We start from the raw sequence: 26,262 nt of genomic DNA, 5'->3' as shown, positions 1-26,262 counted from the left end.
CAGCTGAGCGCAGCGCCCAATCACCTTATAAAGGTCAATCGAAGCGCTAAGCTGGTTCTAGCCAGTCCAAGTTGATTCCAAGTCCCCCTGCTGGTCAGGCCCGGCCGTATTATTCGCCAATGCGCTCGGGCAGTACGTCAGGCCCTCAGGGGACTACGCTCCAAGCCATCAGACTCGCAGGAAGTTTCGAACTCAGATAGGTTTAGCATGCGTAATGTCAGGCACTTCATCCGATAAGGCTTCTCCGTCGTATGCCGATTTCAAGTCGCCTCGTCATCAACCTGACCATCGTTTTGCTCACGGTCGGCTTGCTTGCCCTTACTGGCATCATTTCGACGACGGTCTGGCTGGGCGAAAAAGCGCAGGTCTACGCCGAAGATGCCACCAGTGCGCAAAACACCCGGATCGCGGCCGTCGAGCTGAGGGCCGCTATGCAGGTCGCGGAATCCAGCCAGCGCGGCTATCTCGTCAGTAGCAACGAGATATACTTGGCCCCCTATGACAGCGCCAAGGCGCTGGTCGACACCCAGCTGGCGCGCCTGAAATCCGCGCTGCAGCCGTTTCCTGCCACGGCCCGCCTGCTCGACAGGCTGACCCGGCTGGTCGCCGACAAGATCGCGGATATGGACCAGACCATCGCGGCGAAGCGCGAATTTCGCGAATCCGACGCACTGGCGGCGTTCGGCAGCAACCGCGGCAAGGCGCTGATGGACGAAGCCAACGTCTTCCTGTCCAGCATCATCCGTACCACCGATGAGCGGCTAACCAGGGGGCTGACGCAGCAGCGCTCCAACGCCACTTGGCTACGCCTGGTGTCGATCGTCGGCGGACTGATCATCATGGGCGGCGTCGGCGGCGTCATCCTGACGATCTATCGCTACACCCGCGAGGTGGCGCAGACCCGCGACCAGGTGCAGCAGCTCAATGCGACCCTCGAACAACGCGTGCGCGACCGGACCGCCGATCTGGTGGATGCGCGCGACAAGGCGGAAGTGCTGCTGGCGGAGGTCAATCATCGCATCGCCAACAGCCTGACCATGGTGTCCGCCCTTGTCAGCCTGCAGTCCCGCAATATCGAAGACCGCGTCGCCAAGGATGCCCTGAGGGAGACCCAGGGACGCATAGATGCCATCGCATCGGTTCACAAGAGCCTCTACAGTTCAGGCGATGCGCGCTTCGTCGATTTCGACGACTACCTGTCGAGCCTGCTCCGCAATGTCGAAGAGGCCATGCGCAATGAAGGTCATGGCGCCTCGATCCGGACCGACCTCGAGGCCCTGAAACTGAAGCCGGATACCAGTGTGAACCTCGGAGTCATCGTGATCGAACTGGTGACCAACGCCTTCAAATACGCCTATCCGGATCGCGCCGGCGAAGTGCGGGTTCGGCTTAAACGACTGTCCAGCACCGCTGCAGAACTGGTGGTCGAGGACGACGGCGTCGGCCGCAGCGTCGACGCGCCTGCGAAAGGATCCGGTCTGGGCACCCGGATCGTCACCGCCATGGCGCGCACGATCGGCGCTGAAGTCGAATACTTCCCTCGTCATCCCGGTTGCGGCGCCAGACTGGCGTTCGCTTGCCCCACGGATCTCGCGTGATGAGCCGACAAGTATTGATGGCCGCGTTGGGATTAGTCCATGGTCGGGCAAGGGGCGCTGCAGCGGCGATCCTGTGCGGCCTGCTGCTGCCATGTGCCGTGTCGGCGCAGCAGGGGCCGCCAGGCCTGACACGTCCCGTCGTGCTGCAGCCGTTCGATCCGAAGGCGCCCGCCTGCAGCCGTCCGCCCGGGCTCGAAAGGGTGCTGGCCTTCGCCCAGGACAACGAACGGAAGTTCATGCAGGGCGTATCCCAGGGGCTGGCGCTGGCAGCCAAAGACCGCGGGCTGACGTACCGCGTCGCCCAGGCCGACAACGATCCGGCAAAAATGGTGGCGCAGGTCCAGGCCATGCTGGATTCCAAGGTGGGGGCGATGGTCATCGCGCCGGTCGATCCGCCGTCCATCGGCCCGGTGCTCCGGCAGATGATCTGGTCCGGCGCCTATGTCGGCGCCGTGGTGCCGCCGCCGGCGACCTCGATCCTCAACGCTCCGCAATATCTCACCGGCAAGGTGCTGGGCGACGAAGCCGGCAGCTACATCAGGACTCGCCTCAAGGGCAAGGCGAAGGTTGTTCTGCTCACCCACGACAGCCTTCAGTTTCTCGCGCCGCGGTTTGCAGCGATGCGGGATTCCCTCAAGGACATGCCGGGTGTCACCATCGTGGCCGATATCTCGCCGCTGACGGTGGATGAAGCCGGCGGCGCGGCGATGATGCGCACGATCCTGATCGCGGAACCCGATATCGACGTGGTCCTCGGCGCCGATACGGTTGTGCTGGGCGCGCTCGCCGCATTGCGCGAGGCCGGCAAGACACGGCCGGATCAATTCCTCGGCGGCATCGACGGCGAACCCGCCGCGGTCAGCGAGATCAAGGCAGGGGGCCCCTACAAGACCAGTGTCAGCCTGGCCGCGCCGGTCTTCAGCTATGCCATGGGCCAGCACGCGGCGGACTGGCTCGACGGCAAGAGCATTCCACAGGCCATGGATATTCTGCCGAAAGCATTGCGGCTGGATAACATCGCCGGATACGAAGCCGATCTCACCGATCCCGCCGCGGTCTACAATGAGCCGGCGCGTCGCGACAGTTACCTCCGCATGTACGGCAATATCTGCTTCGACAGCCGGGAGAATTTCATCGCGTTTCCGTGGTCGTCCGAGCGCAAATAAGCATCGCCGGCGCCGCGCAAGAAGCCATAGTTGTCAGCCAGAAAGACTGCGGCAGTCGCGCGGCTGCACCACGCGCCCGTCATGCCACCGCTCCAGATCTGACGGCCGACGACGGGCGAATGACGGCGCACGGCGTGGGTGCCAACAGGGGCGTCGGACCGGTTCGGCTGATTGAAGCGGGCGAGCCTGTCTCTCGGGGGTGAGGCGCGTCAACACTCTGAGGGGTAAGGGCATCGGACCGGTTAGGGTGTTTCATCCAAAGAAAGTCTGACCTCAATCCAGAAAGCCCATCAGCGAGCATAGCGGTGATCACGGTGCCAATAGAGGCGTCGTACCGGTTAGGCTGCTCACGCAGTAAGAAATAAAAGCTCAATGTGCAAAGCCATCCGTCTCTAACGTGGCAATCTACTAGTATTTGTAGCGCTGATCATATTGCGCGTGCCCGACGCGGAGCTTGCGCCCTTGGCGATCGCTCGCATTCCTCATCAAGCTTGCCTCTCGGGGGGGGTATCAAAACTCTACGGCTTAGGGGCATCGGAACGGTTAGGGTGGTCCGTATGCAGAAAGTTGCTTTTAAAATAGAAAAGCCCACTTGCTGGCTGGGATCTGCAACCGAGCATTCAGCGGATTTGATACCGAAGCTAACAGCCCGATGTTAGTGCGGAACTTTTGTCAATCTGGGCCGCAGCTATGGAAATCAATCAGGCCGGTCGCATTAAATTCGAGGTCGCAGCGGTACACGCCCCCATTGCTCGAATAGGCAATAGCCGCGCCATTATTTGTCGGTCTCAAGTTATCAAGGTCGGATGCCGGATATTGTAGCAAACGGTCCCGCCAGTAAGCGCGCAAGGCAGTATGACCCGATATGGTAGCACCCCCATTGCAGCGGCACTCGATCGTAGCGTCTTCGGCGTACAAGCTGAGGATCGTACGAAGGTCACCTGCTCGATAGGCGTCAAGCCAGTCGATCGTCGCTGCCATCGGATCAATAGACATATGCCCAACCTCTCGCTAAATATTTCATGGCGGGTCTTAGAATCTGTCAAGTGAACATCTTCTGAACGCCCTATTCATCTGAACTGCTTGTTTTCTCAATAATTGGTAGTTCTTGCGCCATTCCGCGTTTTACATCCGGTTTGACTCACGTAGCAGAACACGTAGCCGTCATTACTACCCTGCACTATATTTGCACTATCAAGTTGCACAGCAAGCTCGTAACGAGTCGCATTCCAAACGACTATAGTTCAGGTTTTTCTGACTTCAAAAACGTCATTGAAAAATGCAGGCCTTCCGGCAGGAAGTCCGAGACCGCCGTTCCAGCTAGATCACACGCCAAGCTTTTGATTAGCTTGCTTCCGAAACTCTTGCGAGACGGGTCTTGAACGAGAGGACCGTCTAACTCCTGCCAATCGATTCTTATCTTCTCGTCAGCCAATTCGACCCAGGCTATTTTGAGCCTACCAGCTGAGCTGGAAAGCGCCCCATATTTGGCTGCGTTCGTGGCCAGTTCATGAAGAATCATGCTAATCGCGACGGCATCTTTGGCGTTTAACAAAATGGTAGATCCGTGCATCAAGATGCGGGTCCGGTTTTCATCTTGATAACTACTCAACTCGCTCTCAAAGACGTGTCTCAGATCTACGGTGCCTCGCCTTGCTTGCGCCAACGCTTACGGTCCAACTACTCCCTTTCAGATTGGAAAACGCCGAAACCAGAGGAGTGCCCTCCATGGATAAATTCTCGATATATCCCTCGTCGGAATGTTGAGAGGCCTCCCACCAGCCAGAACTAATTTGCTTTCCGACGTAACGATCGTTGTCGATACTTCGAGCGACGAAGTTGCCGTCGCGGTCGCCGATCCCAGCTACCCAGCCCTTCGGAAGTTGCTGACTTTCCAGAACCTTGGCAAAACCGCCCGCATCCAAACCGATGACAATGTTAAATTTGGGTCTGCCGCCTTTGAAAATAGGAACGAAAACACCCAACGCAGGTCGCCGCGCGACAGGACCGATTTGAACGCCACCTATCTGGTCAGTGCCGCTTTCAAACGCTCGCTGATGCACCGCTAGCGGGACGACGTGTGGAAGTTGATCACCAAATGGTCGCAAGGAATTCAGAAGCTGTTGGCCTGGTGCATCGGCAACGACAACCCAAGTGCCGGGCAAATTCTTGACCGCATCTAACGCCTGCGCGCGAAAACGTTCGAGGTTGTCATCTTCGAGGGTGACCGACGTCGCTAAGCTATATCCCAAAACGGCATATTTTTTTAATTCTGCATCCACTGCCGCAGCCAAAGCTCGAGTGGTTCCGACCAGAGACACTTTTTGCGCCTCTGACTGCGTCGTCGCGAGACGGTTGATCACGAACAAGTTTGCAACTATCAATGGTATCGCGATGATTAAAAATAATAGAAATAGGCGCTGTCTAATAGTTGCTAGCACTAGTCACTCGCTAGGAACTTTTGATTCCAACATTAGCGTCCTTCGAAACATAACTGTCTGAGATTGCCCGATAAGAGGCTTCTCTGCAATGATCCGCGAGTGAAGTAACGGCCTTCATGAGTGAGGCAGACGAAGTCTCTTTTCCGCCGTTAGCATTTATGTCGTTAGGTAAGTTAGCGCAACGGCTGACTTCGACGAGGCCCAATGTCAAATATTCACCGCGTGGTTCTCGGCAAAAAAAATTGATATGCCGAGCGCCGAATCGGCAGTTATTGCTTAGAAGTGACGCCGGACCGGGAGGCACCGGAAAGCAACGAAATCATGATTCATAATGTTCATTAAGTGACCGCAACAGCGCTCTAAGTGAGCAGACCGTGACGACGACTGTCGAAGGTAGCCACGCTTGAGCGCCGCTATACGCGATTCCCTCGATCTCCGGGATAGCCCTCAAGCTCTCAGCGAAGTGAGAGTGGAGCGTTAATTCTGCCCGCCGTCTCATGGGCGTTCCTCTCACATTCAATCTTATTGTGCTGTTGGCCGGAAGATCCACTCCCGCCAGACGGTCAACAAAGCCGCCATGACAACCGGCCCAAGGAATAGGCCAAACAGTCCAAAGGTCGCCAGACCGCCGAAAATTCCGACAAAAGCGAGAACAAACGGGAGGCGTGTCGAGCCGCCCACCAAGGTCGGCCATACAAAGTGATCACCGGCAAGCATGATTATCGCGCCCCAGCAGAAAACGGCACCGGCCGCCAAACCGCTCCCGCCGCCGGAAATCAGGACGACCGCCGCAGTAATAAAGGCGATCCATGCGCCAAACGGGAGCATCGCGAAGGCCGTCGTCAGTACTGTAAATAATACCGGGTTTGGAACGCCCGCGACGAAGTATCCAAATCCGATGAGCAAGCCCTCGCCCACGGCTACCAATACCGTGCCGTTCACAGTGCCGCGCGTGGCATCTACCATCTTTCCGACCAAACCCTCCCCAGCATTGCCGATTAGGCGGTCACAAGTTTCTAAGAAGCGGCTAGCGATGTCGCGACCGTTGCGCAGCAAAAAGAACAGGGTCAAAAGCGAAAATAAAAATAGAAATAGCCGATGGAGCAGTTGTCCGCCGAACGTTTTGAAAAGCTCCGACGCGTGGTCTGCATTGACTGACTGCAGCCATGCAGTCGCAGCCTTCGGGTCTGAGAGGTTTGCTCGCCACCAAGATTGCAGACTTTCCGCGACAACCGGCAGGCGAGAGACCCAGTCGGGAACTTCAACCCCGCTTTCTTGGGCACGCTTGAGCCAGGTTGAGAGCACGTCACTTTGCTGAGCTATTTGGTAAACCGCAAGGGACATCGGCGTGAATAGGACCAGCGCAACGATTGCGGTAAAGATGAACGCTGCCAAATTGGATCGACGACCGGATGAAAAGGGTGCTGCAAATTTGAGGTATAGCGGCCACAAAGAGACCGCGAGGATTGTTGCCCAGATCAGCGCCGGCAAAAAGCTCGCGGCTGTCCACAAAGCCAGACCAAAAATAGCCAAGGCAAGAACAATTCTGGCGTTCATCCGCGCGCGGGCGCCCAAGGGCAGTGGCTTTTTCACGGTGCTGGCGAACTCGTCACCAACCTTCTCGGATGACTTCTCCCTCGCCGTACTCGTCGCCACTCTCGCCGCCATTCCACTTTATCCTGTTGTGCACGACAGAACCTCTGGGCGGCAATTCGGTTCCAGATGGGAAAAAGCTGCAATAGCTGACGGCTCATCCAAGCCACGCGCGCGGGCCCACGCCGCAGACGCTACATCTGGCCTAGCCTACCAGCTGAACGCTAAAGCCTGGCCGAAGGTCTCGGGCTGCGCTTGACGCTCGCGCACGAACGGGCGGCTTGCGTAGCGCTGGATCGGCTGCGCCTTACGGCGCCGGGGTGCTTGACTATGCTGGCGCGGGCTGGTCGCTTGGCGCGTACTGGTGTCGGCGAGTGCGACGGTGACGGGTGTCGATGGCGGCGTCGGCGTTGTGGAGGCGGGCTGCACATGGACTTGGCGCGGTGCTTCGACCGTGGCTTCGCCGCGCAGGCACCCCCCCGAATAATACGGCCAGTTCTGAGTCTCGCAAGCGTTGCTGGCGGTTGCAGCCGGGCTTTCGGGAGCAGGTGCAACAGCCGGCACATCGGCCGTGGCCTGTGCCAGCGGCAGGTTCGACGGTGCCGACGGCGGGTTGCCGCGCCCCGGATCCGAGCCAGATATGGCGGCGTTCAGTGCCACAAATGCAACGATAATAAATCCGGCAAAAGTAACGAAAGCGAACACGCGGTAATCGATGGGGCGGAGAAACGTCATGCGGATGACCTTGTGTCGGAGAAGCTACGGCGAGAAGAAAGTGGCCCTTTCCAAGGCCACCTCCAGCGATCAGTCCCAACGTTGACGACGATGCTTGACCATGACGACCCGGTCGCGGTTGCGCCAGCCCCGATGCCAGCCACGATTGCCGCGATATTCGGCGAGTTGGCCAAAGTAGCCGCGGTCGTAATCACGCGACATGCCACGATCGTCGCCGACGCGAACCGGGACATCCTGGGCGCTGGCGAAGGTTGCTGTGAACACCGTCGCTGCAACCGCAGCGGCAGATGCGTGAGCTGATAGCTTCATGTCGGTACTTCCCGTTTCAATATGGCCAATAACGGGAAAAAATGGCAATCGTTCCGCTGGCGGCGGCGATATCGCATGCGGCGCTAGCAAAAAAATCCTGCCGCGGACAAGCCAGGGCAGGACCAGTTGAACGAGGAACTTGCGTCCTGGCACCGATAGGCGGTGCCGAGCCTAACCCTCGATGATGTAGACGATCTCGTGCGTCTGCGGTCGAAGGATCACGTAGCGGCCATTGACCACGATGAAGTCATAGCCACGCCATTCCGGATAGATCTCGATCACCCGCGTCGGGACGGGATGAAAGCGCACCGTCGATGGCACGGCCACGCCGACCGAGATGTTAAAATTCACGTTGCGAACTTCTTCGACCCGCTCCTGCCGGATTGCGCTGGTGATCTGCGTGCGTTTCTCGGCAGGAGGAGCAGCCGTTGCCGACGTCGCCGCATTGCCCGTGGTAGCCGCCGCGCCGGTCTTAGAGTCACCCGTCTTGGTGTTGCCGGTCTTGGAGTCGGTCGCCGTCTTGCTGTCGGTGGCGGCCTTGGTATCGTTCGCGGTTTTGCTGTCAGTGCTGCTCTTGGTATCCGTCGCAGCCTTTGTGTCCGACGGTACAGCCGTCTTGTCTTGGGCCGTGCTGGCAGGCTTGGCCGCTGGCGCCATTTTCGAGTCAGTCGGGGCCTTCGAGTCCGCTGCCGACTTGGCGTCTGGTGCGGATTTGGAATCGGTCATCGACTTGGTGTCGCTGGCGGCACCCTTTGTGGCTGGCGTGCTGGACGATGGAGCCTCGCTGGTGCGCGGCGCCGCGGCCGGCGCTTCGCCGCCTTTGGATCCGCTCATTCCCGCTCCCTGCGCCAGGGCCAAGCTGGTGGTGGCAATCAGGGCGATGGTCGCAACTGATCCCATAAATGTCTTGCTCATTCTGTGTCCTCCATTGTGAAACCGCACATTCGGTCCTGCGCTAGAACGGCAAGCCGTGGCATCAGGTTCCACAATCACGGTGATAAATCGGGACAAAGATGCAATTGAAAGCGCGCGAGAGGGTCGCAAACTGTTTCATCGAAGAGGCAAATGCCTTTTGATGCAACTCGGAACCGAACAAAGACCGGGAACTTGTGTCAATGGTCGCGTGGTGCGGCCTAAGGGAGACGCAACATGACACGCATGATGATGGCCGGCATTACCGCTCTATTGCTGACGGCGGGTAGCGCTGCAGCGGTTTCGGCGATGCCGCTAGCACCCATTAATGCCTCGGCCGACACCATCGAGGTGCGCGGCGGCCACGGCCATGGTCACGGCGGCATGCATCGCGGTGGCCGCGGTCATCACTATGGCTGGTCTCGCGGGCGCGGTCACCACTATGGCTGGAGCCGTGGTCGCGGCCATCGCCATCACTGATAATGGTCTTGGCGGACGCGACACGCGTCCGCCTTCAGCCAGGCGAAGCTCCGCTTTGGGCCAGCGCACGCAACGCCACAGCGCGTTGCCGCAAGTCATTGCGTGCCGAGCCTACAGGAAGGCGTCGCGCTTCGCCGAGGCTCTGCCGGGCCTCGCATTGCAGGATGGCTGGGCGTTTCTGCGTCGCATCCTGCAGGTCTGGAGGCGCTTCCGTGCCATAGACCTGTCGCTGCAGCGGGATTAGGTGGCGCACTGCCTGCTTGATGAAACGGTCGGCATCGAACTCCAAAAATTCGCTAACCCGCTGAAGTTGCTAGTCGTAATAGATAAGAATCACACTATCATTCCCGGGATACAGTCCGACTAGCTCGAAGGCGGCACGTGGCGCCTTGTCGAAGGTTTCGCGCCAATACGCCATAATATCGGAAGAACCATGCAGCACGCTTGGCGGTTCGCGCAACTACGCACCCGCAATCGCCATTCTGGCGTCAGACGCATAGACGTCGGCAACGCTCTGCCAAGTGTTCGATTTGCACGCATCAAGCTAGTCGATGGCGCGCGCGATGACGTCTACGTGGGTCGTGCCGTGTTCCCATTGCTTCTAGCCTTGCGTGATGCCAAATTTGAATGGCACCCTGCCGCTAAAGGGCAGGCGAACGGCGCGTTTAAACGGCAGTCACGTCGGCGCAGATGTGATGGCTTCAGGCCGTTGGGTCCGTTTTGCCGGTCGCAGACAGTTTCTTTGCATAGCCGTGGCTGAATTGCCGACCTTGGCAATCATCGCCTCCCGTGCCGCGCGCTTGACGCCATGATGCCGCGTCCAGAAGCGGGTTTCTGCCGCGCGCTGCAGGGAGATATGGCTCCCGTCGCGCTCGCTCTGATTGGCCAGCTCGTCAACTACCTGTACTGAGCGGCGCTAGCTCAATCCCATTTCGACAGCGATGCGGACGAGATCCGAGTGATTTCGCGCCCCTAGCTTCTGCTTCAAAATGGAGGTCGTGTTGGCGACGGTCTTGTACGAGATGTCGAGCGTATCGGCGACTTCGACAATCTTGTCGCCGCGGCTAAGAAGCCGCAAGATTTCGAGCTCGCGTGCGGACATGTTGGTAGCCGGATTGGCCCTGATTGCCGCGCCGGAGAAGGCGACGGCTTCCGCCAGATGCGGGCTAATAAAATTCTCGCCCGCGGCAACCTTGCGGACGGCCTTGATCAGCAGTCGCGGGTCGTCACCTTTCGACACATAGCCTTGGGCGCCGAGCTCAATGGCACGGACCACAAAGGCAGGGTCGTCATTCATGCTGAACATGATGATCCGCGCCTTGGGGTCGTCCCTGCGAATTCGCCGCATCAGTTCGAAGCCAGACAGGTCCGGCAGGTTGATGTCGATTATGGTTACGTCGGGTCGCTTGGCAAGGTAGGCCCGATGTCCGGACTTTTCGTCCACGGCGTCGTCGATCGTAATCGACGGGTCAGACGCAAACAGCGAGCGACAGCCTGACACCACGACAGGATGATCGTCGACAATCAGGAGTTTTACGGCTGCTGGCATCGGAAAATCTCTCAATTATGTTATGCTTGTCCGAATTTAACGCTTTGGCTAGAGCAATGGTGCCCGGTTGTACGCTTTAATAATTCCAATGTGGAAGACTTTCTCATTGCGCAAACGCATTTGCGTGCTGCTGGGCGGTATGTTTCTCGGCGCGCTAATGGCAGGCGGAACGTTGCTATGGATGTTCGCGTCGGATCAAATTCTTGAGGAAAATGAGCCAGCGGCACGGTCCGCCATTACCGTCGCCTCAGCCCTGAACGCTGCGCTCGCGGCATCTACCAGCCCTGATGCGACTCTCCAAGCCTTCGTCGACCAACTGCAATCGTCGCCAGCAAACGCGATCCGGTTTCGTCGTAGTGGTGAGGTGCCGGCACCAATGCCCAAGTCGCCCGGCAAGGTGCCGGACTGGTTCGTCAAGGCGCTGCTGTTGCCGGACCTCGCTCAACACATCCCGGTCCAAATCCAGGGCCGGCGCGTGGGTGATCTCGCATACGAGCCGGACCTCTCCGCACAGGTATACGAAAAGTGGATCGGCTTTCTATCGCTTCTCGCGGCGTGCATCATCTTGGCCGCGCTGGCCAGTCTAATTACGTTCGCCATGATCGGCGCCGCGCTGCGTCCGCTGCAGGATCTCGCCGAGGGTCTGGCGCGGCTCCGGATCGGCGATTTCACAACGGACGTCGACTGCTCCGGCCCGCCTGAAATTCGCGAAAGCTGCCTGTCAGTCAACCATCTGGCTGTGACGCTCAGCCGCCTCAATTCGGAGAACCGAAGTCTGTTGCGCCGGATGGTATCCATCCAGGACGAGGAGCGCCGGGATATTTCGCGCGAGCTGCACGACGAACTTGGTCCGCTACTCTTCGCAATTCGCGCCAACGTCACAGCCATGATCGACGACGATGGCGAAGGTGGGGAACCGGCCAGGCCCATCAAGCAGCGCGTGCTAGAGGCGGTCGAGGCTCTTCAGGTTACCAACCGCCGAATCCTGGACCGCCTGCGTCCGCTGCTAATCGAAGAGCTTGGCCTTGACGCGAGCATCCAGAAGCTGTTGCGGGATGTGCACGCGCAGGTGCCCGATATGATCGTGACCTTCGCGATCGATCCCCAGATCGTCGCGGCGGACAGCGTCGTAGCGCAAACGGTATATCGCGTTTTGCAGGAGAGCATCACCAATGTGCTCAAGCATGCCGGCGCGTCGAAGATGAATGTGAAGACTAAGGTATCGCACGACACAATTCTGGTGGAGGTCGCCGACAATGGGACTTCAGCACCTAAGCAGCCGACCTTTGGTCGCGGCATGACTGGCATGCGCGAGCGGTTGCGGGCGCTTCAAGGAACGTTCGCGTATGTCCGGACGGATGAATGGACCACGATCCAGTGCAGCCTGCCGCTGGCTGCTCCGCACTAATCCGGATCTGCAGCCGTCTTGCACGGCGCAATCGCCATGCCCGCCTGCGCGAGGGCCGTGATGATCACCTTGGCCACGCAGGTCGCTTGTTCGCTGGAGATGGTCAGGGCGTCGCCCTGGTGTTCGATAGCACAGGTGCCGATCGCTTTGGCGATGATGGTAGTAAGCTGGAAATCGTCCACTATGGGTGAGCTCCCGCGAAATCTAATGACCGCACGTTGACAATTAGCCGACGCGACGCTCTGGTCACGGCCCGCGATAGATCGCCGTCTGGATGTTCGACGAGCTTTGTGGCTCGCCATGATGCGCCATGTTGCGGAGCGTATCCGCTGACGTCCAGGCTGCTGATGCGCGCTGCGCCGGCCGACCATCGCCATTACTGATGAAAAGCAGCGCAGCCATCAGGACCGCGCCCACGCACACGAAATAACGGAAAAGAGGCATCACATTGCTCCCGCATGGAATGAACGGAAACGACGTCGAGGCGGCCCTCGTGCCGCCTCGACAGAGCGCGTTTAGTCGATCACGTCGACAATGCGATGGGTTCCCGGGTCGACAAGGACGGTACGGTCGTTAACTACGGTGTAGCGGTAGGCTGTCGAACCATATTCACGCGGCACTTCGTAATAGGTCACGCCGCTGTCCGGCAGTTCGGCGCCGACCCGTACTTCGCGCTCGTAGCGATAGGACGGGTGGCGGCGTTCGGTGACGTAGCTGTGGAAGCGGGGACGGTTAGCCTCTGCAATGCCACCAGCGGTGGCGCCGGCAGCAGCGCCCACGGCAGCGCCGACCGGACCGCCCACAGCGCCACCGACAATAGCGCCGCCGACGGCTCCGCCGGCCGGTCCGTTCTGGGCGATGGCGGGCGAGAAGCAGGCTATCGAGGCGACGGCTAATGCAGCGGTGGAAATGAGTTTCATGATGTTCTCTCCTTGTTGTTGGCGAGTTCAGAACTGGCAACAGCAAACGTCGTTCCACCGGTTTGCCGCTTTTTCCCGAAAAACTTCAATGTTGAATGTTGAGGAATTGGGCTTACGTACAGCGATCAATTCGATCAAAAAACCGGTCGTTATCGCGTTATCTGTTTATACAGAACGGTAATTACGAGTATCTAAGTAATTCCGAGTGAGGACAGGGGACCCGTTCAAAGGACTTTAGGAACTCAAGGACCGGGAAATCCCTGCAATCGCCATCTCTGCGGAAGCGGAAGTCTGCCGTATCCACATCAGCTTTGCCGAAGATTTGGCCGGACCTTATCCACGATCGGAAAAGTGTTTGCGCATATTGCAGAGGAAGAGCGTGGCCATGGCCATCGCCGTGCTGAGGATATTCAAGCAGCGCTTTGGAATACGGCTCCCGCCGATCACTCTGCACCATCAGGGCTACCTGCGGCGCGGCCCGATCTGGTTGACGAAGAACCTGTCACTCGATCGTCCGCAAAGCGGCCAGAGCGATGGAATTTGAAACAGCATCCGCCGGCTTGGATGGGCAAGTGCTGGTCGGTGTTAGTGTTCGGTGCGGACCTTCATGGTCTTCATGCTTGTCTCGGCCTCCGTACATGCCTTGAACGTGCCGTTATCGACCACGGTCGTCGTCCTCGTGGTCGGCTGGGAACCGACGGTGGTACACAGCTTAGTGGTGGCGTCGCGGACCACGTGAGAGTCGCTCAAAACGGTGGTCGTTTGAGCGAAGGCCGACGTGACGAAAGGCAGCCAGGGTACCTGCGATCAAGAACGGTTTCATTTGAGGTTCTGCAGTTATCAACTGCGAGGCGCAAATGCGCGGCAAAAATTCCAGAATTGCCAAAAATTCCCGAAATCCATGTATATTTCTAAAAGCGGTGATAGCCCTAGAAGAACTATATTTTAACAGTCTAAGTGCGGCGTCAAACCTGAGTCGGGATGAAAAGGAAACGACCCCAATCATCAGCCATTCAATATGTCGATACAGCGAATCGACATCGGCGATGGAACACGTCGGCTTGCAGTCGGTTAGACGGTCCCAACATCAACCTATGAGGGACCAATGAAACGCCTTTTTTCAATCTGTATCGCCGCGCTCCTGACCGCGGGTATAGCCCATGCACAGGCCCCGGCTGCCAAGGACAAGCCTGGCAACAACGCTGTGAACAGCGAGCAGAAGAACTCCAATGCGCCGGTCGCGGGCCGCAACTCGTTCACCGAGGGCCAAGCCAAGAGCGCCATCGAGAAGGCGGGCTACAGCAACGTGACCGAGTTGAAGAAAGACGACAACGGCGTGTGGCGCGGTAAGGCGAGCAAAGGCGGCTCGAGCAGCGCTATCAGCATCGATTTCCAAGGCAACGTTAACGCAGCTAAGTAACAGGGAGGCCAATTTATGACCGTTACCATTTCACGTTTGTACGACTCGTATCCCCAGGCCCAGGCGGCTGTGAAAAGCCTTGAGTCCAATGGCGTACCGCACGCTGACATTAGCATTGTCGCCAATAATTCCGACGGCTGGTTCGACGGTAAGAAGGATCGCGATGGCGACGGGGTCGACGAGCGTGCCGAGGCCGCCGGCACCGGTGCCGGCATCGGCGCCGGGCTCGGTGGTGCCGCCGGGCTGCTGGCAGGTCTAGGTCTGCTGGCTATTCCCGGTTTGGGACCTGTGGTGGCTGCGGGCTGGCTGGCCGCTACCGCTCTAGGCGCCGCAGCGGGCGCTGCGACCGGCGGTCTGATTGGCGCGCTGACCGAAGCCGGCGTTTCGAAAGAAGATGCGCCGGTTTATGCAGAGGGCGTCCGCCGCGGCGGCACGCTGGTGTCTGCCAAGGTTAATGAAGCGGACCGTGTACGACTCGAGGCTCTCATGAGCCCATCGTCGGTCAATTTGAACGACCGACGGGCGACCTGGGAGAAGTCCGGCTGGACCGGATATGATGCGGCCAGCAAGCCCTATGACGCCGCTCAGGTGCGCAAGGAGCGCGAACTACACACCACTTCGCGATGACAATGATGGCCCGCTTCGGCGGGCCATTTTCTTAATCAGCTGAGCTCGATTCAATAATGATGTACGGCTGCTGAACAGTGCCGTACACAAGAGTTCTCACGACATTGCACTACGGGAGAAATCGGGAATGGCGGGATGGCCCGTTATAGATCGTCGGGTAAGGAGATTTAGTATTGTTACAGGTTGCAATCTTGAAAGTGTTAGCGAGCTATTCGAACGGCCGGGCCACGGTTGCTGCCATGAACACCGATTTGGCTATCCTTGCCGGTGCCGGCAGTCCCCGGGGGAATTGCTTGAAGCGCTTGGCCGCAGTTGCGCCCGACCTCGATTCAGGCATGGTTATTCAGGATTCTCATGGCTGGCATTCAACCCCGGCCGGGGCGTGAACGCCTCAGTACCCTGGAACTGCTGAACTTGCTCTCGTGCGCGCTCGACGAAACCCTCATTCCGACGATTGATTAATTTCGATGACCGAGACGGGAAATGTCGGCAATTTGTACCTTAGGTGTTCCGTTTCGTGGAACTCGATGGTGTGAAGCGTGTTGTTCGGCATTGTTCGAACACGTCGGAGGACCCCTTGAACCGTAGACAACTTCTCGGCGCGACGGCGGCACTGCCGTTGCTAACGGTCCTGCGGCGCGGGGCAGCAGCGGCGCCGGGGGCAGTGCCTTTTGATGCGGCCATGGTCAGGCAGTTGGCACGTGATGCGGCGTCCAAGCCGTTCAAGGCGCCGGACAACAAGCTGCCGGACAGTTTGAAGGATCTCGACTACGACCGTTACCGCGCGTTGCGCTTCAATCCTGAGAAAGCACTTTGGCGCGGTGAGAAGTTGCCGTTCGAGGTGCAGTTCTTCCACCGGGGCTCGTTTTACACGAACCGGGTCGACATCTATGAAGTTGCTGATGGGCAGGCGACGCAGGTGCCGTACAAGCCGGAGAACTTCTCGTTCGGAACCACGCCGCCACCAGCGGCCGGCAGCGATCTTGGATTTGGCGGCTTTCGTCTGCACGCTCCCATCAACCGGCCCGACTATTACGACGAGGTCTGTGTGTTTCTCGGCGCCAGCTATTTTCGCGCGGTCGCTAAAGGGCAAGTTTATGGACTATCGTCGCGAGGCCTGTCGATCAACACCGGTGAGGCCGCTGGTGAGGAATTTCCTGCGTTTAGGGTATTCTGGATCGAGAAGCCAGCAGCCAATGCCAGCTCCATTGTGATACATGCGCTGCTCGACAGTGAAAGCGCTGCAGCGGCTTACAGGTTCACTATCCGGCCAGGCGAGACCACCGTGTTCGACGTAGAAATGGTGATATTCCCGCGGGTCGAGCTGAAGACCGCGGGGCTCGCCGCCATCACCAGCATGTTCTTCTTCGGGCCCAACGATCGCAAGCAAGTCGAGGACTTCCGCCCCGCAGTGCACGATTCTGACGGCCTCGCGATCTTCAACGGGCGCGGCGAACAGTTATGGCGGCCACTCCATAACCCGCGTGATCTGCAGATCAGTTCGTTCGGCGACCGCAGCCCGCGGGGTTTCGGGCTCATGCAGCGCCAAAAGGAGTTTTCCGATTATCAGGATCTTGAATCCAGCTTCGAACGGCGCCCCAGCCTGTGGGTGGAGCCGATCGGCGACTGGGGCGAGGGATCGGTGCAGCTTTTGGAGATCCCGACCAACGAGGAGATCCACGACAACATCGGCAGCTTCTGGCGTCCGAAGAACGTGCTGCCGGCCAGGGGCGAACAGGCGTTCACCTACCGGCTGCACTGGGGACCCGACCAGCCAAAGCCGTCGGCGCTGGCGATTTTTTCTCGCAGCGGCGTCGGTTCTCGCGGCGACGATACCAAACTGTTCGTGCTCGATTTGATTGGCGACAAGCTGAAGTCCGTCGATCCTACGAAAATCAAGGGTGTGGTTACGGCGGAGAAAGCCGAAATCCGCAACATCGTCACCCAGCGTAACCCGCAGACCGGCGGCTGGCGACTGAGCTTCGAAATGGCAGCCAAGGTCAAGACGCCGGTCGAGTTACGCGCCATCCTCATGCAGGAGGATCAGCCGGTTTCGGAAGTCTGGGTCTACCGATGGACACCTTGAATGTGCAGGCGTCGGTGGCGCCCTTAGCGGCGCCCACGGGCAACCTGCCGGTGGCTGTCGGCGCTCCGTTTCTTCCTCCGGAAATGCCGCTGGCGATGTTTTCGCACGGGCTCGGCGGCCCGGAGGCGTCGCAGCGTCGTACACAGTTCAAGCCCATGCCGACCCTGCTGCGGCGGGCTTATATCCTGCTCGGCACCGCTGCGCTGTCGGCGGCCGGCGGTTACGAGATGTTCGAAGTGTTGCAGGTCGGGGGCGTTACCATCCTGGAAGGCATGGTGCTCGGACTGTTCGTGCTGTTGTTCGCCTGGGTCGCCTTCTCCTTCATGTCGGCGATGGCGGGCTTCGCCCTGCTGCTGGTGCGCGGACGCGATCCGCTGGCCATCGAGCCGCTGGCGCCCCTGCCGGCAATCTGCAGCCGAAACGCGATGCTGTTGCCGACCTATAACGAAGATCCCTACCGGATCATCGCGCGGCTGCGGGCAATCTGGGAGTCGGCGGCAGAGACTGGCCATGGCGCGCATTTCGACTGGTATGTGCTGAGCGACACCACCGATGCCGCGATCTGGATCGCCGAGGAACAGGCGCTGCTGCAGCTACGGCGCGACGCGGCTGGGGCTCCAAACATCTTCTACCGCCACCGACCGCGTAACGTGGCGCGGAAATCCGGCAACATCGAGGATTGGGTTAAGCGGTTCGGCGGCGGATACGATCACATGATCATTCTCGACGCCGACAGCCTGATGACCGGCGATACCATCGTGCGTCTGGTGGCCGGCATGGAACAGCATCCCGGCGTCGGGCTGATCCAGACGCTGCCCATCGTCGTCAATGCGCGCTCGCTGTTCGCGCGGATGCAGCAATTCGCCGGCCGGCTATACGGGCCGGTGATCGCATCCGGCATCGCCTGGTGGCACGGCTCAGAAGGCAACTACTGGGGCCACAACGCCATTATCCGGGTTCGTGCCTTTGCGGACGATGCTGGCCTGCCGGAACTGTCCGGACGCAAGCCGTTTGGCGGCCATATCCTCAGCCACGACTTCATCGAGGCCGCCTTCATGCGGCGTGCCGGGTGGGCCATCCACATGGCGCCGAAACTCGGCGGCAGCTACGAGGAGTGCCCGCCGTCGTTGCTCGATTTCGCCGCACGCGACCGCCGCTGGTGCCAGGGCAACCTGCAGCATCTGGCCGTATTGCCGGCAACGCGGCTGCATTGGGTGTCGCGCCTGCACTTGTTGACTGGGATCGGCTCCTATCTGACCGCACCGCTCTGGCTGATGTTCCTAGTGCTGGGCATCCTTATCTCGCTGCAGGCGCAGTTCGTGCGTCCCGAATATTTCGCGAAGGGCTTTTCGCTGTTTCCGCAATGGCCGGCGCAGGATCCTGTGCGTGCAGCCTGGGTGTTCGGAGGCACCATGGGCCTGCTGATCGTGCCCAAGCTGCTCGCCTATGTGTTGCTGCTCACCCAAAGCGAAAACCGGAGGCACTTTGGCGGCGGCTTTCGCGTGTTCGCAGGCATCATCATCGAGACCGTTCTGTCCGGCCTCATTGCCCCCGTGATGATGATCTTCCAGTCGTCCGCGGTGGGCGAAATTCTGCTCGGCCGCGACGCGGGCTGGCAGGTACAGCGCCGCGACGATGGCGGCGTGCCGGCTCGCGAGGTGGTCCGCAAATACGCCGTGCCGACATTCGTCGGCGTACTGATGGCGATCAGCGCTTTTGTCGTGTCATTGCCGCTGTTTCTGTGGATGACGCCAGTGATCCTGGGACTGCTATTGTCGGTGCCGGTGGCCATGGTGTCATCGCGCCTGCTGCAAGCGGGCCAGCAAGCAGGTCTGTTCGGCACGCCGGAACAGAACGTGCCGCCCACTGTGCTTACCCGCGCCAATGCGCTTGCGCTGGCGGCGCCGGGCTACAGCGCGAGTCCATTGCACGCGCTACGTGCCGACGCAGACTTGCACAATGCGCACCTGCTGTCGCTGATCGAAGCGCCTCGCAGCCGTGGCCAGATCGACACCGATCTCGCCATCGCCCTCGCCAAGATTGCGGAGGCTGAACATTTCGACGAGGCCGTGAGCTATCTTACGCCGCGCGAAAGCTTCGCGGTGCTCAACAGCCGGTCGGCGCTTCAGCAACTGTACGATCTGCCCGGACCAGCGAATGCTGGAGCCTGACTAGCCACCGTCTGGCTTCGACCAAGTGCGATGCGGCGTGAAATTTGACTACGATGATGCCTTGGCCCGGGGCAGTTGGCCTAGTCACTGGCGGTCCCCGCAATCAGCCTCTTGCGGCCATTGAGAACAGTACCTCTGAAAAGAAGGCCAAAAGTGGGGGAAGTTCGCGCCGGCCTCTTTACCGATGGCCTAGCCAGAACGCTGGTGTACTGCTTAGAACGCTGACTTGCGCGGAGAAGGTTCGACCCCAGGTCCTCTCCCTCCGCCATTTCATTGAAATCCGATAATAATATCAATCATATAGCCTTCGTGATGAGCGAAAGCCTACATCTCGCCCCACATCTTCTTAGTGTTGGGGGCAGATGGTACCCGCTGTGGCCAGCCCCACCCCACCTATTCCTAGGCTGGCGTCGTCTCCAAGCGAAGGCCAAAGCTGAGTAAGCGATACAGGGGGCGTCCAGAGGACAGTGAACGTAATGATGGGATCGCCGGATGGTTGAAAGCAGGCCAGTCATGGAGCGCAGTGTAGTGGGCTAAAGGTTGCAGCAGCCCTACAGTCTCAACGATCGCAAAACGTCGCCATGCGTTGGCAACTGGAATGAGCTCATAGCCGGTATTTATAGCTTAAAAATACTCGGGTACCGGATGGCCACTTATTTTCTGTCTGTTTCCTCACGGCATCCACAGAGACGCAAATACGAACAGAGTGCATGGCAGACTTGCTCACATGTCGAGTGCGCCGAAATGTCATGAGTGGTATTTGATAATCATCACCGAATGCCACGCTTGGGCGGTTCCCATGCCATGGGAGCCACAATGTTAGAAGCGTCGCGCCGTGCTCAACTGCTTGTCTTAAGGAATGATCTCGTCGTCATTCGCAATCGAGCGACGCGCTTGCAGCTTGAAGAGATGATTTCACTTATCTCCGAGGCAATCGCAGTGATCTCCGGGCAGCCCGAAGTCGCCAATCAGGTGCGGCCTGTGACCGAGCGGTAATTGCATTCTGCATCTTGCATCATAATGATGATGGCTAGAGCAGTTTGAGGTGAGATGCCGACGTTGCCAGCAGGCGAGCGAGGTTGGTCTTGATATCGAAAACTACAGTTCTAACCGCTCGCTAATTGAGCTGCGGTCTAGGGGCGTTCGTGGATGTGAATTGGCTTGATAAGTCGACAATGAAATTGATTCGCGTGTTCTTGTGGGCCGAGTCGAGCAACAATTGGATCAAGCGCGACTCAAAGATGGCGTGCCACACAGCTCTGCGCTTGGAGGCTTAAGTGAAGGCGTATTGAATTGCACAGATCAAGCGGTTCACCGCCAAAGTCAGCTCGCGCCGCCTAAGATAGGCGCGCTGGATCTGTGTACGCTATTCTCTAGCACGATATCATTCTTCGTTTTTCGACGTCTTTCATCAAAAAGTCGTTGATCTCCGATGCTAACACAGGTCGGCTAAACAAATAACCTTGCATTTCAGTGCAGCCAAGACGCCTCAGAGCGTCAAGCTGCATCTCAGTCTCAACCCCCTCGGCCGTAGTCGTCATGTCTTGCGCTGTAGCAATGTCAATAATAGCGCGAACGATATGAGCAGAGCCATCGGCATGGTCAACTTTATTGATAAAGGTTTTATCGATCTTGATTTTGTCGAACGGGAACCGCTGAAGATAGCTCAGCGAAGAGTATCCCGTTCCAAAGTCATCAAGCGCGACTTGAACGCCCGCTGTGTGCAGCTCATGGAGCGTTAAAAGGGCGGTTTTATCGTCTCCGATGAGGACGGCCTCCGTGATCTCCAGCTCAAGACGTCGCGGCGACACTCCGGAAACAGCGAGGGCCTTCAGCACTTTTAAAGCGAGCGATTGGCTGCGGAATTGTACGGGCGATACGTTGACTGCAACGCCTATGCTTTTTGGCCATTGGGAGGCACGTGCTAGAGCCTGCAATAAAGCCCATTCTCCTAGTTCGAGAATGAGGCGGGACTCCTCCGCGATGGGTATGAATTGTTCTGGAGAAATGGGGCCAAGTATCGGATGGGTCCAGCGGAGCAGAGCTTCGCAGGAAGTTATCCGTCCGTCGGAAATAGAGATCAAGGGCTGAAAGACTAGTGAGAAACCGTTGCCGCCGATGTCCCCGCTTAAAACGGCCTGTCTAAGATCCGCTTCGAGACGACGTCGAGCATTTTGGGACTTCGCCATCGCTGGATGGTAAATCATGTGGGTATTCTTGCCCGCGGCCTTCGCTTGGTACATGGCGATATCGGCGCTTCGCATCAGCGTTGACGCGTCGTCGCCATGTTCGGGACTAATGGCAGCGCCAATACTGACATCGATTCGGACGCGCTGTCCGGACAGATCGATGGGTTCGTGGAGCGACGCGAAGACGTCGGCTATCAATTGGTCAACTTCGGACGCGATCAATGATAGGCGGCGAATAATTACAAATTCATCGCCTCCAAGCCTAGCCACGAAATCCCACGGGCGGTCGGCACATACTCGGAGGCGCAATGCAACGGCGCGAAGTAATTCATCTCCTGCTTCATGCCCGAGCGAATCGTTGACTGCCTTGAAATCATCGACATCGATGAACAGAAGTGCAACTCTGATATCGTGGCTGGATTCAAGCTCGCTCGCGAGGCGCTGTAAGAAGATCCCCCGATTTGGTAAGCCCGTCAGGGTATCGTAATGCGCTAATCTTTCGATTTGTTTGTCGAAAAGTCGCCGCTCGGTGATGTCCTCGTGAGTCGATACCCAGCCGCCGCTCGCCATCGGTCTATCTATAATCTGGATGAACCGGCCGTCCGCTAAGCTCAGAATAAACGGTTTTCCACCTTCTAACAGTTCTTTTGCAACACGCTCACAGTACTTGTCGATGTCCCCAATCAGCGACCCGCGCTCTTGGCGGTGCACAAGTACATCTCGCAAAGTGCAGCCCGGTTTCACGATTTTCGGAGAGAGGCCATACAGTTCGATGTAACGCTGATTGCAAATGAGCACCCGTTTGTTGGCGTCAAAAAGCAACAGGCCCTGCGTCATGTTATCTATGGCTGACGCGAGGCGGCTTTTCTGCTTGAGCATGCGATACTAAGTACGATTAAAATCGCCGTTGCTAATGCCCCGTAAAAAGCCAACGTCCAAAACGCCGCCTGAACCGGTTCAGGTGCAAAAAATGTGATCATGTGGACCCACCCTGCGCCGGACCTCCGGACACACCCAAATGTAAGCCGACGCACTTAGCAAATGACCGAACTTTCTTGGAATGCCGTCTGTTCCATAAGATATAGTTAATGACGTGTCCCCTCTGCGTTCTTTGCTTGGTCAGCTAACCGGCCCGTCGCGTATTCAGTGTGTTCATAGAAAACTCTACCCGGTGAGTGGATTTGTTGCATCGGGTACAGCGGTAGCTCTGTGACTGTTTCGAATCCCCCTCGGGGGTGGGAGAAGTGGGAAATCTTTGCCATATTCAGGTTCTGCTTCAGCTGCGGCAGAACGGGCATATGGCAAGATCACTCGACCACTGTGGAATCCCTGTATTGCCGCCGTCGGAGGGGGAACCGGTTTTGTCTCTAGCCTCAAGGTTTGATTGGACGCCGGGGAATTATATGACCGCCTGCGGCGATCATGATGCTTCGCGGTCTTGATCGCCGCCGACCAATCAACTTTCAAACTGGTGCCGGGCCTCCTCGGTCTGCAGCCAAAAGCGTGCCACGCACACATGAGGATTGAGGAGACACTCACGCGTGTCATTGTCCGACGTCTATCGGGACCGCTACTACAAGCCGGGATGGGTTTATATCCAGGGGTCGACCGATGCGCGGCTGCTGAAGTTCGGCATCACGCTTCGAAGTCGTACATACTCCGATGAGGCAACGAGCCTTAGATCAGGGCCAACATCCCGTCTTTGTCGGTTCGAAGCCGTTTTATGCTTGGCGGGACGTTCGCGGAGCTGACGGAATGCCTCCGTTTGTCGATTACATTCAAAAATCTGGGCGAACACATAAGGTTGTCTGGATGCCGTCAGTGTAGCCTCCGACCCGTATTGCCCGTGGCAAGGAAGAAGGGCTAGCCGATGAAGAGGAATGGACCAGTAACCGGATTGATCCAAGCCATTCTGAGCCCCACGATGACGAACAATAGCTTTAGCGGGTCGGGAGTGAACAAGTGCGAGTGGCCTGCTAGCGCCAGACTGCCAATCAACTCCCAAATAGAATCTGGTCAGGGTTTAGAGCCTGAGGGAGCGGACCGGTTAGGGTGGTTATCCAGAGAGAGCCAGAGCTCAATCGAGAAAGCCCACCTACCATCGCAGACCGGTGCAAGCAGTCGTGCTGTTCAGCTGACGCGCGATCGGTCCAGCTTGCGATGCGACCATCCTGCGATGGGCTGGATCTCGCTTACTCAGGCTTGCGGTTGGTGGCGCAAGGGGGAGGGGGCCTAAAAGTCTGTGCGATGGGGAAAGCCGGACCGGTTAGGGTGGTCCGTGCGCAAAAAGTTGTTTTTGAATTTAGAATAAGGCCACTTGCTGGCTGATCTGCAACCGAGCACTCAACGGAATTAATACAGAAAGCCACTTCAGGTTTCGGGCACGCCGTCGACCATGGACCCATTCTGGCACGAAGCGGTCAGGTGCACATGTCCGCACTCGGGGGCAGTACCGACATTTCGCGCCGGCAAACTGAGGTCGCCATTAGACCCACTATCCGCGTCACACACTTAGCATCTGAATGATCGGGCATCACGCGATCTTTTTGAGACTGCGGACGATGACGCCACGAGCAGGTCATGCACTCAAATGGGAGACGGCGCGACGCGCCACAACCGGTCGGCAATCACACCGAGCTTTCTTCTGCGCTAAAAGATTCAAAGGCAGCATTCGCCGACAGGTGCGCATTCTCTACATGCTTCATAGCGGCGCTGCGCGCAGCGCTGCCGTTTTTCGTTGCAATGGCCTCATAAATCGCCTTCATCTCCCGCAGGCTGATCCTGGCCCGGCCCGGCTGCGACATCGAATGGGCCCGCAGGAAATTGATGCGTGCCAACAAGCCGTTCAGCGTCTCCTCTATGATGCGGTTGTCGCAAATCCGAAGAATATGGCTGTAAAACACCGAAGTAGCCGACACCTCGGTCCGCATGTCGTTGGAGCGAACCGCCCTGCCGAAAGCAGCAAGCGCCCCGCGCAGCAACTTGAGGTCGTCCGGGGTGGCACGTTTCGCTGCTATGAAGGCGGCTTCGCTTTCCAGAAGCGCCCGCACCTTATAGATATCAGCCGCATGGTCACGGGTCAGCACCGGAATCTGCGGGCCGCGATTGGGTATGATGGAGACCAGACGCTCTGCTTCGAGGCTGCGGAGCGCCTCGCGAATCGACGGGCGGCTGACACCCAGCATCTCGCACAAGTTTGCCTCAATCAGCCGGTCGCCCGGCTTGAACATGCCGTCCGCAATGGCGCCGCGCAATTTCTCGACGATCTGCTGCTGCACCGTCTTTGGCGAAATCCGAAGATTAAGTGTTGCCATTATCGCTGAGTTTTCCAATTTGCCGCGGCCCAAGGCGATCGAACATCGAATAGCTCGCCTTGAACCAGTCATTCTTGGCCAGGCGGTCGCGCCATGGGGTCTTTCTGGCGGCTTCGCGTTCCGGCGATTGCAGCGCCGTTGCGTCCGCCAGGTAGTGCAAAGCCATGTGGGTATAGTGGCCGGGAACGCCATCTGCAATCCGCATCCGCCGCACCATCAGCCATTCCTTGCACTGCATCAGGAGTGGAATGTGATCACTCTCATACCAGTCGTTGAAGTCCTCATGGTGCTCCGCCGGAATGTTGAACATCACTGCATAAAGTACCGGCGCATCCAGACGCGTGTCCGCCTCGACAGGGTTGTTGGGGGTCACCGAAGTCTCGCCGCCAAGGTAGCGAGTAAACCCCGTCACATTGGCGAGCATCCATGCGGTTTCTTCCGACGGATTTGTCTTGATCTCCTTGTAGGCGTCGCTGGACAGCACGTTCACGTCGTCCATTTCGTAGACCGCCAGAAAACCGCCGTCGCCCTGACGGCTGTAGCGTTGGGCGCTGACGAAGCCCTCGCAATCGACGCGGATCGGGATGTGATGGGAATCGTACCAGTTATGAAACCGGTCGACGAAGATCTCGCCCGGGATCATCTCCGAAAACAGAACCGCCTGGCCTTTGATAGTCATGATTCAAATAACTCGATTGACAGATTGTCAGACAAGATGATAGCGAAGTTACTGCGCCTGTCAAGTATGTGAGAGTCATTGCTATGAAGCTGAACATTCGCCGGACCTGGTCGATCGTCGAGGACAAGCACGAGCATGCCGGCCGCAAGGCCACCGTACCGGTGCGCAAGGTCGCCGTGGTCGCGGTACTGGAGAATCCCTACGCCTCGCAGGCGGTGGACGACCTCGGTCCACTGATCTCGGCAAGTGCAGGGCTTGGCGAGATGATGGGCAAGATGGCGCTGCAGGCGCTTGGCTCGTTCGAGGCGCAAAGCTACGGCAAGGGCGGTCTGGTCGGACTGAATGGCGAGATCGAGCACGCAGCTGCGCTGCTCAGCACCACCTATGCAGACCCGCTGCGCGACGTGATCGGCGGCGGCAAAGCGTGGATTTCGTCGATGGTCAAGGTGGCTCCGCCGGGCGGCTCGATCGACATTCCGATGAACCACCGCAATGACATCTACGTCCGTTCGCACTACGATGGCATGACCCTCACGATGCTGGACACCCCGATGCCCGACGAAATTGCGATCATCTTCTGCATGGCCAGCGCCGGCCGAATTGGGGCGCGGGTCGGCGGCCTGACCCACGAGGACGTTCTCAATCGCGACTTAAAGGCCTGACCT

27 protein-coding genes are annotated in these 26,262 nt (G+C 58.4%); 11 read left to right on the top strand and 16 right to left on the bottom strand.

The window, feature by feature from the left end; translation table 11 throughout:
• Window positions 1-251: 251 nt before the first annotated feature.
• Both FIU28_RS25265 and FIU28_RS25260 read left to right on the top strand, forming a co-directional pair.
• Window positions 252-1,598: a sensor histidine kinase gene (locus FIU28_RS25265; RefSeq protein WP_246660809.1), complete on the top strand. Its 1,347-nt coding sequence runs from the start codon at window positions 252-254 to the stop codon at window positions 1,596-1,598.
• Window positions 1,598-2,764 carry a sugar ABC transporter substrate-binding protein gene (locus FIU28_RS25260; RefSeq protein WP_246660808.1) on the top strand — a complete coding sequence of 389 codons (1,167 nt, stop codon included), beginning with the start codon at window positions 1,598-1,600 and terminating at the stop codon, window positions 2,762-2,764. The genes FIU28_RS25265 and FIU28_RS25260 overlap by 1 nt, the downstream gene beginning before the upstream one ends.
• Window positions 2,765-3,436: 672 nt before the next feature.
• Here the strand turns inward: FIU28_RS25260 and FIU28_RS25255 are convergent.
• The 7 genes from FIU28_RS25255 to FIU28_RS25225 form a co-directional block, all read right to left on the bottom strand.
• Complete coding sequence (locus FIU28_RS25255; RefSeq protein WP_143575817.1) at window positions 3,437-3,760, bottom strand: nuclear transport factor 2 family protein; 324 nt, start codon at window positions 3,758-3,760, stop codon at window positions 3,437-3,439.
• A gap of 241 nt (window positions 3,761-4,001) precedes the next feature.
• Entirely contained in the window at window positions 4,002-4,376 is a 375-nt protein-coding gene (locus tag FIU28_RS25250) for a sensor histidine kinase (protein WP_143575816.1), read from the bottom strand.
• 7 nt (window positions 4,377-4,383) lie between these two features.
• Window positions 4,384-5,127 carry a cache domain-containing protein gene (locus FIU28_RS25245; RefSeq protein WP_143575815.1) on the bottom strand — a complete coding sequence of 248 codons (744 nt, stop codon included), beginning with the start codon at window positions 5,125-5,127 and terminating at the stop codon, window positions 4,384-4,386.
• A 600-nt stretch (window positions 5,128-5,727) separates the two neighbouring features.
• Window positions 5,728-6,873, bottom strand: coding sequence for an AI-2E family transporter (locus FIU28_RS25240; RefSeq protein ID WP_143575814.1), 1,146 nt, complete (start codon window positions 6,871-6,873; stop codon window positions 5,728-5,730).
• Between the two features lie 135 nt (window positions 6,874-7,008).
• On the bottom strand, window positions 7,009-7,533 hold the full coding sequence (locus tag FIU28_RS25235) for a hypothetical protein (RefSeq protein WP_143575813.1): 525 nt from the start codon (window positions 7,531-7,533) through the stop codon (window positions 7,009-7,011).
• Between the two features lie 69 nt (window positions 7,534-7,602).
• Complete coding sequence (locus tag FIU28_RS25230) at window positions 7,603-7,890, bottom strand: hypothetical protein (RefSeq protein ID WP_246660807.1); 288 nt, start codon at window positions 7,888-7,890, stop codon at window positions 7,603-7,605.
• A gap of 123 nt (window positions 7,891-8,013) precedes the next feature.
• Window positions 8,014-8,757 carry a DUF1236 domain-containing protein gene (locus FIU28_RS25225; protein WP_143575812.1) on the bottom strand — a complete coding sequence of 248 codons (744 nt, stop codon included), beginning with the start codon at window positions 8,755-8,757 and terminating at the stop codon, window positions 8,014-8,016.
• A gap of 234 nt (window positions 8,758-8,991) precedes the next feature.
• On the opposite strand from FIU28_RS25225, the gene FIU28_RS25220 reads away from it, so the two are divergent.
• Complete coding sequence (locus tag FIU28_RS25220) at window positions 8,992-9,234, top strand: hypothetical protein (RefSeq protein WP_143575811.1); 243 nt, start codon at window positions 8,992-8,994, stop codon at window positions 9,232-9,234.
• A 676-nt stretch (window positions 9,235-9,910) separates the two neighbouring features.
• On the opposite strand, the gene FIU28_RS27395 is transcribed toward FIU28_RS25220, so the two are convergent.
• Window positions 9,911-10,123 carry a DUF3606 domain-containing protein gene (locus FIU28_RS27395; protein WP_143576403.1) on the bottom strand — a complete coding sequence of 71 codons (213 nt, stop codon included), beginning with the start codon at window positions 10,121-10,123 and terminating at the stop codon, window positions 9,911-9,913.
• 27 nt (window positions 10,124-10,150) lie between these two features.
• The gene (locus tag FIU28_RS25210) at window positions 10,151-10,783 is read right to left on the bottom strand and encodes a response regulator transcription factor (protein ID WP_441351256.1); all 633 of its coding nucleotides are present in this window, start codon (window positions 10,781-10,783) and stop codon (window positions 10,151-10,153) included.
• Between the two features lie 88 nt (window positions 10,784-10,871).
• On the opposite strand from FIU28_RS25210, the gene FIU28_RS25205 reads away from it, so the two are divergent.
• The gene (locus FIU28_RS25205; protein WP_143575809.1) at window positions 10,872-12,191 is read left to right on the top strand and encodes a histidine kinase; all 1,320 of its coding nucleotides are present in this window, start codon (window positions 10,872-10,874) and stop codon (window positions 12,189-12,191) included.
• Here the strand turns inward: FIU28_RS25205 and FIU28_RS25200 are convergent.
• The 3 genes from FIU28_RS25200 to FIU28_RS25190 all read right to left on the bottom strand — a co-directional run bounded on the left by FIU28_RS25200 (window position 12,188) and on the right by FIU28_RS25190 (window position 13,111).
• On the bottom strand, window positions 12,188-12,373 hold the full coding sequence (locus FIU28_RS25200) for a hypothetical protein (protein WP_143575808.1): 186 nt from the start codon (window positions 12,371-12,373) through the stop codon (window positions 12,188-12,190). The two genes, FIU28_RS25205 and FIU28_RS25200, sit on opposite strands and share 4 nt — an antisense overlap.
• A gap of 64 nt (window positions 12,374-12,437) precedes the next feature.
• Window positions 12,438-12,635, bottom strand: a complete 198-nt coding sequence (locus FIU28_RS25195; protein WP_143575807.1) for a hypothetical protein — start codon at window positions 12,633-12,635, stop codon at window positions 12,438-12,440.
• Window positions 12,636-12,706: 71 nt separating this feature from the next.
• Window positions 12,707-13,111 carry a DUF1236 domain-containing protein gene (locus FIU28_RS25190; protein ID WP_143575806.1) on the bottom strand — a complete coding sequence of 135 codons (405 nt, stop codon included), beginning with the start codon at window positions 13,109-13,111 and terminating at the stop codon, window positions 12,707-12,709.
• A 385-nt stretch (window positions 13,112-13,496) separates the two neighbouring features.
• Here FIU28_RS25190 and FIU28_RS26600 point away from each other — a divergent pair, with 385 nt between their 5' ends.
• Window positions 13,497-13,655 carry a hypothetical protein gene (locus FIU28_RS26600; RefSeq protein WP_168203040.1) on the top strand — a complete coding sequence of 53 codons (159 nt, stop codon included), beginning with the start codon at window positions 13,497-13,499 and terminating at the stop codon, window positions 13,653-13,655.
• Window positions 13,656-13,696: 41 nt separating this feature from the next.
• On the opposite strand, the gene FIU28_RS25185 is transcribed toward FIU28_RS26600, so the two are convergent.
• Window positions 13,697-13,861, bottom strand: coding sequence for a hypothetical protein (locus FIU28_RS25185; RefSeq protein WP_246660806.1), 165 nt, complete (start codon window positions 13,859-13,861; stop codon window positions 13,697-13,699).
• Window positions 13,862-14,216: 355 nt separating this feature from the next.
• Here FIU28_RS25185 and FIU28_RS25180 point away from each other — a divergent pair, with 355 nt between their 5' ends.
• The 5 genes from FIU28_RS25180 (at window position 14,217) to FIU28_RS25160 (ending at window position 20,411) form a co-directional block, all read left to right on the top strand.
• Window positions 14,217-14,531 carry a hypothetical protein gene (locus FIU28_RS25180; protein ID WP_143575805.1) on the top strand — a complete coding sequence of 105 codons (315 nt, stop codon included), beginning with the start codon at window positions 14,217-14,219 and terminating at the stop codon, window positions 14,529-14,531.
• A 15-nt stretch (window positions 14,532-14,546) separates the two neighbouring features.
• On the top strand, window positions 14,547-15,158 hold the full coding sequence (locus tag FIU28_RS25175; protein WP_143575804.1) for a hypothetical protein: 612 nt from the start codon (window positions 14,547-14,549) through the stop codon (window positions 15,156-15,158).
• Window positions 15,159-15,735: 577 nt separating this feature from the next.
• Complete coding sequence (locus FIU28_RS25170) at window positions 15,736-17,244, top strand: glucan biosynthesis protein G (protein WP_143575803.1); 1,509 nt, start codon at window positions 15,736-15,738, stop codon at window positions 17,242-17,244.
• A complete protein-coding gene (gene mdoH / locus FIU28_RS25165; RefSeq protein ID WP_143575802.1) occupies window positions 17,232-19,415 on the top strand; it encodes a glucans biosynthesis glucosyltransferase MdoH in 2,184 nt (727 codons plus the stop codon). The genes FIU28_RS25170 and mdoH overlap by 13 nt, the downstream gene beginning before the upstream one ends.
• An 816-nt stretch (window positions 19,416-20,231) precedes the next feature.
• Window positions 20,232-20,411 carry a hypothetical protein gene (locus FIU28_RS25160; RefSeq protein ID WP_143575801.1) on the top strand — a complete coding sequence of 60 codons (180 nt, stop codon included), beginning with the start codon at window positions 20,232-20,234 and terminating at the stop codon, window positions 20,409-20,411.
• 377 nt (window positions 20,412-20,788) lie between these two features.
• On the opposite strand, the gene FIU28_RS25155 is transcribed toward FIU28_RS25160, so the two are convergent.
• The 3 genes from FIU28_RS25155 to FIU28_RS25145 all read right to left on the bottom strand — a co-directional run bounded on the left by FIU28_RS25155 (window position 20,789) and on the right by FIU28_RS25145 (window position 25,597).
• Entirely contained in the window at window positions 20,789-22,483 is a 1,695-nt protein-coding gene (locus tag FIU28_RS25155; RefSeq protein WP_143575800.1) for an EAL domain-containing protein, read from the bottom strand.
• A gap of 1,748 nt (window positions 22,484-24,231) precedes the next feature.
• Window positions 24,232-24,918, bottom strand: a complete 687-nt coding sequence (locus FIU28_RS25150) for a GntR family transcriptional regulator (RefSeq protein WP_246660805.1) — start codon at window positions 24,916-24,918, stop codon at window positions 24,232-24,234.
• Complete coding sequence (locus FIU28_RS25145; RefSeq protein WP_143575799.1) at window positions 24,905-25,597, bottom strand: DUF4286 family protein; 693 nt, start codon at window positions 25,595-25,597, stop codon at window positions 24,905-24,907. The genes FIU28_RS25150 and FIU28_RS25145 overlap by 14 nt, the downstream gene beginning before the upstream one ends.
• An 83-nt stretch (window positions 25,598-25,680) precedes the next feature.
• Between FIU28_RS25145 and FIU28_RS25140 the strand changes: the two genes are divergently transcribed.
• The gene (locus tag FIU28_RS25140; protein ID WP_143575798.1) at window positions 25,681-26,259 is read left to right on the top strand and encodes an amino acid synthesis family protein; all 579 of its coding nucleotides are present in this window, start codon (window positions 25,681-25,683) and stop codon (window positions 26,257-26,259) included.
• Window positions 26,260-26,262 lie beyond the last annotated feature (3 nt).

The organism is Tardiphaga sp. vice154, from assembly GCF_007018645.1.
Taxonomy (GTDB): domain Bacteria; phylum Pseudomonadota; class Alphaproteobacteria; order Rhizobiales; family Xanthobacteraceae; genus Tardiphaga.
The sequence above is the reverse complement of the archived record's forward strand: the minus strand, read 5'-3'. Positions and strand labels throughout refer to the sequence as shown.

Excerpts from the sequence above, each read along its gene's own strand:
- FIU28_RS25225 (WP_143575812.1), bottom strand. The coding sequence starts at position 8,757 with ATGAGCAAGACATTTATGGGATCAGTTGCGACCATCGCCCTGATTGCC.
- FIU28_RS25240 (WP_143575814.1), bottom strand. The coding sequence starts at position 6,873 with ATGGCGGCGAGAGTGGCGACGAGTACGGCGAGGGAGAAGTCATCCGAG.
- FIU28_RS25220 (WP_143575811.1), top strand. The coding sequence starts at position 8,992 with ATGACACGCATGATGATGGCCGGCATTACCGCTCTATTGCTGACGGCG.
- FIU28_RS25155 (WP_143575800.1), bottom strand. The coding sequence starts at position 22,483 with ATGCTCAAGCAGAAAAGCCGCCTCGCGTCAGCCATAGATAACATGACG.
- FIU28_RS25195 (WP_143575807.1), bottom strand. The coding sequence starts at position 12,635 with ATGCCTCTTTTCCGTTATTTCGTGTGCGTGGGCGCGGTCCTGATGGCT.
- FIU28_RS25235 (WP_143575813.1), bottom strand. The coding sequence starts at position 7,533 with ATGACGTTTCTCCGCCCCATCGATTACCGCGTGTTCGCTTTCGTTACT.
- FIU28_RS25190 (WP_143575806.1), bottom strand. The coding sequence starts at position 13,111 with ATGAAACTCATTTCCACCGCTGCATTAGCCGTCGCCTCGATAGCCTGC.
- FIU28_RS25265 (WP_246660809.1), top strand. The coding sequence starts at position 252 with ATGCCGATTTCAAGTCGCCTCGTCATCAACCTGACCATCGTTTTGCTC.
- FIU28_RS25175 (WP_143575804.1), top strand. The coding sequence starts at position 14,547 with ATGACCGTTACCATTTCACGTTTGTACGACTCGTATCCCCAGGCCCAG.
- FIU28_RS26600 (WP_168203040.1), top strand. The coding sequence starts at position 13,497 with ATGGCCATCGCCGTGCTGAGGATATTCAAGCAGCGCTTTGGAATACGG.
- FIU28_RS25160 (WP_143575801.1), top strand. The coding sequence starts at position 20,232 with ATGTTAGAAGCGTCGCGCCGTGCTCAACTGCTTGTCTTAAGGAATGAT.
- FIU28_RS25260 (WP_246660808.1), top strand. The coding sequence starts at position 1,598 with ATGAGCCGACAAGTATTGATGGCCGCGTTGGGATTAGTCCATGGTCGG.
- FIU28_RS25180 (WP_143575805.1), top strand. The coding sequence starts at position 14,217 with ATGAAACGCCTTTTTTCAATCTGTATCGCCGCGCTCCTGACCGCGGGT.
- FIU28_RS25140 (WP_143575798.1), top strand. The coding sequence starts at position 25,681 with ATGAAGCTGAACATTCGCCGGACCTGGTCGATCGTCGAGGACAAGCAC.
- FIU28_RS25255 (WP_143575817.1), bottom strand. The coding sequence starts at position 3,760 with ATGTCTATTGATCCGATGGCAGCGACGATCGACTGGCTTGACGCCTAT.
- FIU28_RS25210 (WP_441351256.1), bottom strand. The coding sequence starts at position 10,783 with ATGCCAGCAGCCGTAAAACTCCTGATTGTCGACGATCATCCTGTCGTG.
- FIU28_RS25145 (WP_143575799.1), bottom strand. The coding sequence starts at position 25,597 with ATGACTATCAAAGGCCAGGCGGTTCTGTTTTCGGAGATGATCCCGGGC.
- FIU28_RS25150 (WP_246660805.1), bottom strand. The coding sequence starts at position 24,918 with ATGGCAACACTTAATCTTCGGATTTCGCCAAAGACGGTGCAGCAGCAG.
- FIU28_RS25205 (WP_143575809.1), top strand. The coding sequence starts at position 10,872 with ATGTGGAAGACTTTCTCATTGCGCAAACGCATTTGCGTGCTGCTGGGC.
- mdoH (WP_143575802.1), top strand. The coding sequence starts at position 17,232 with ATGGACACCTTGAATGTGCAGGCGTCGGTGGCGCCCTTAGCGGCGCCC.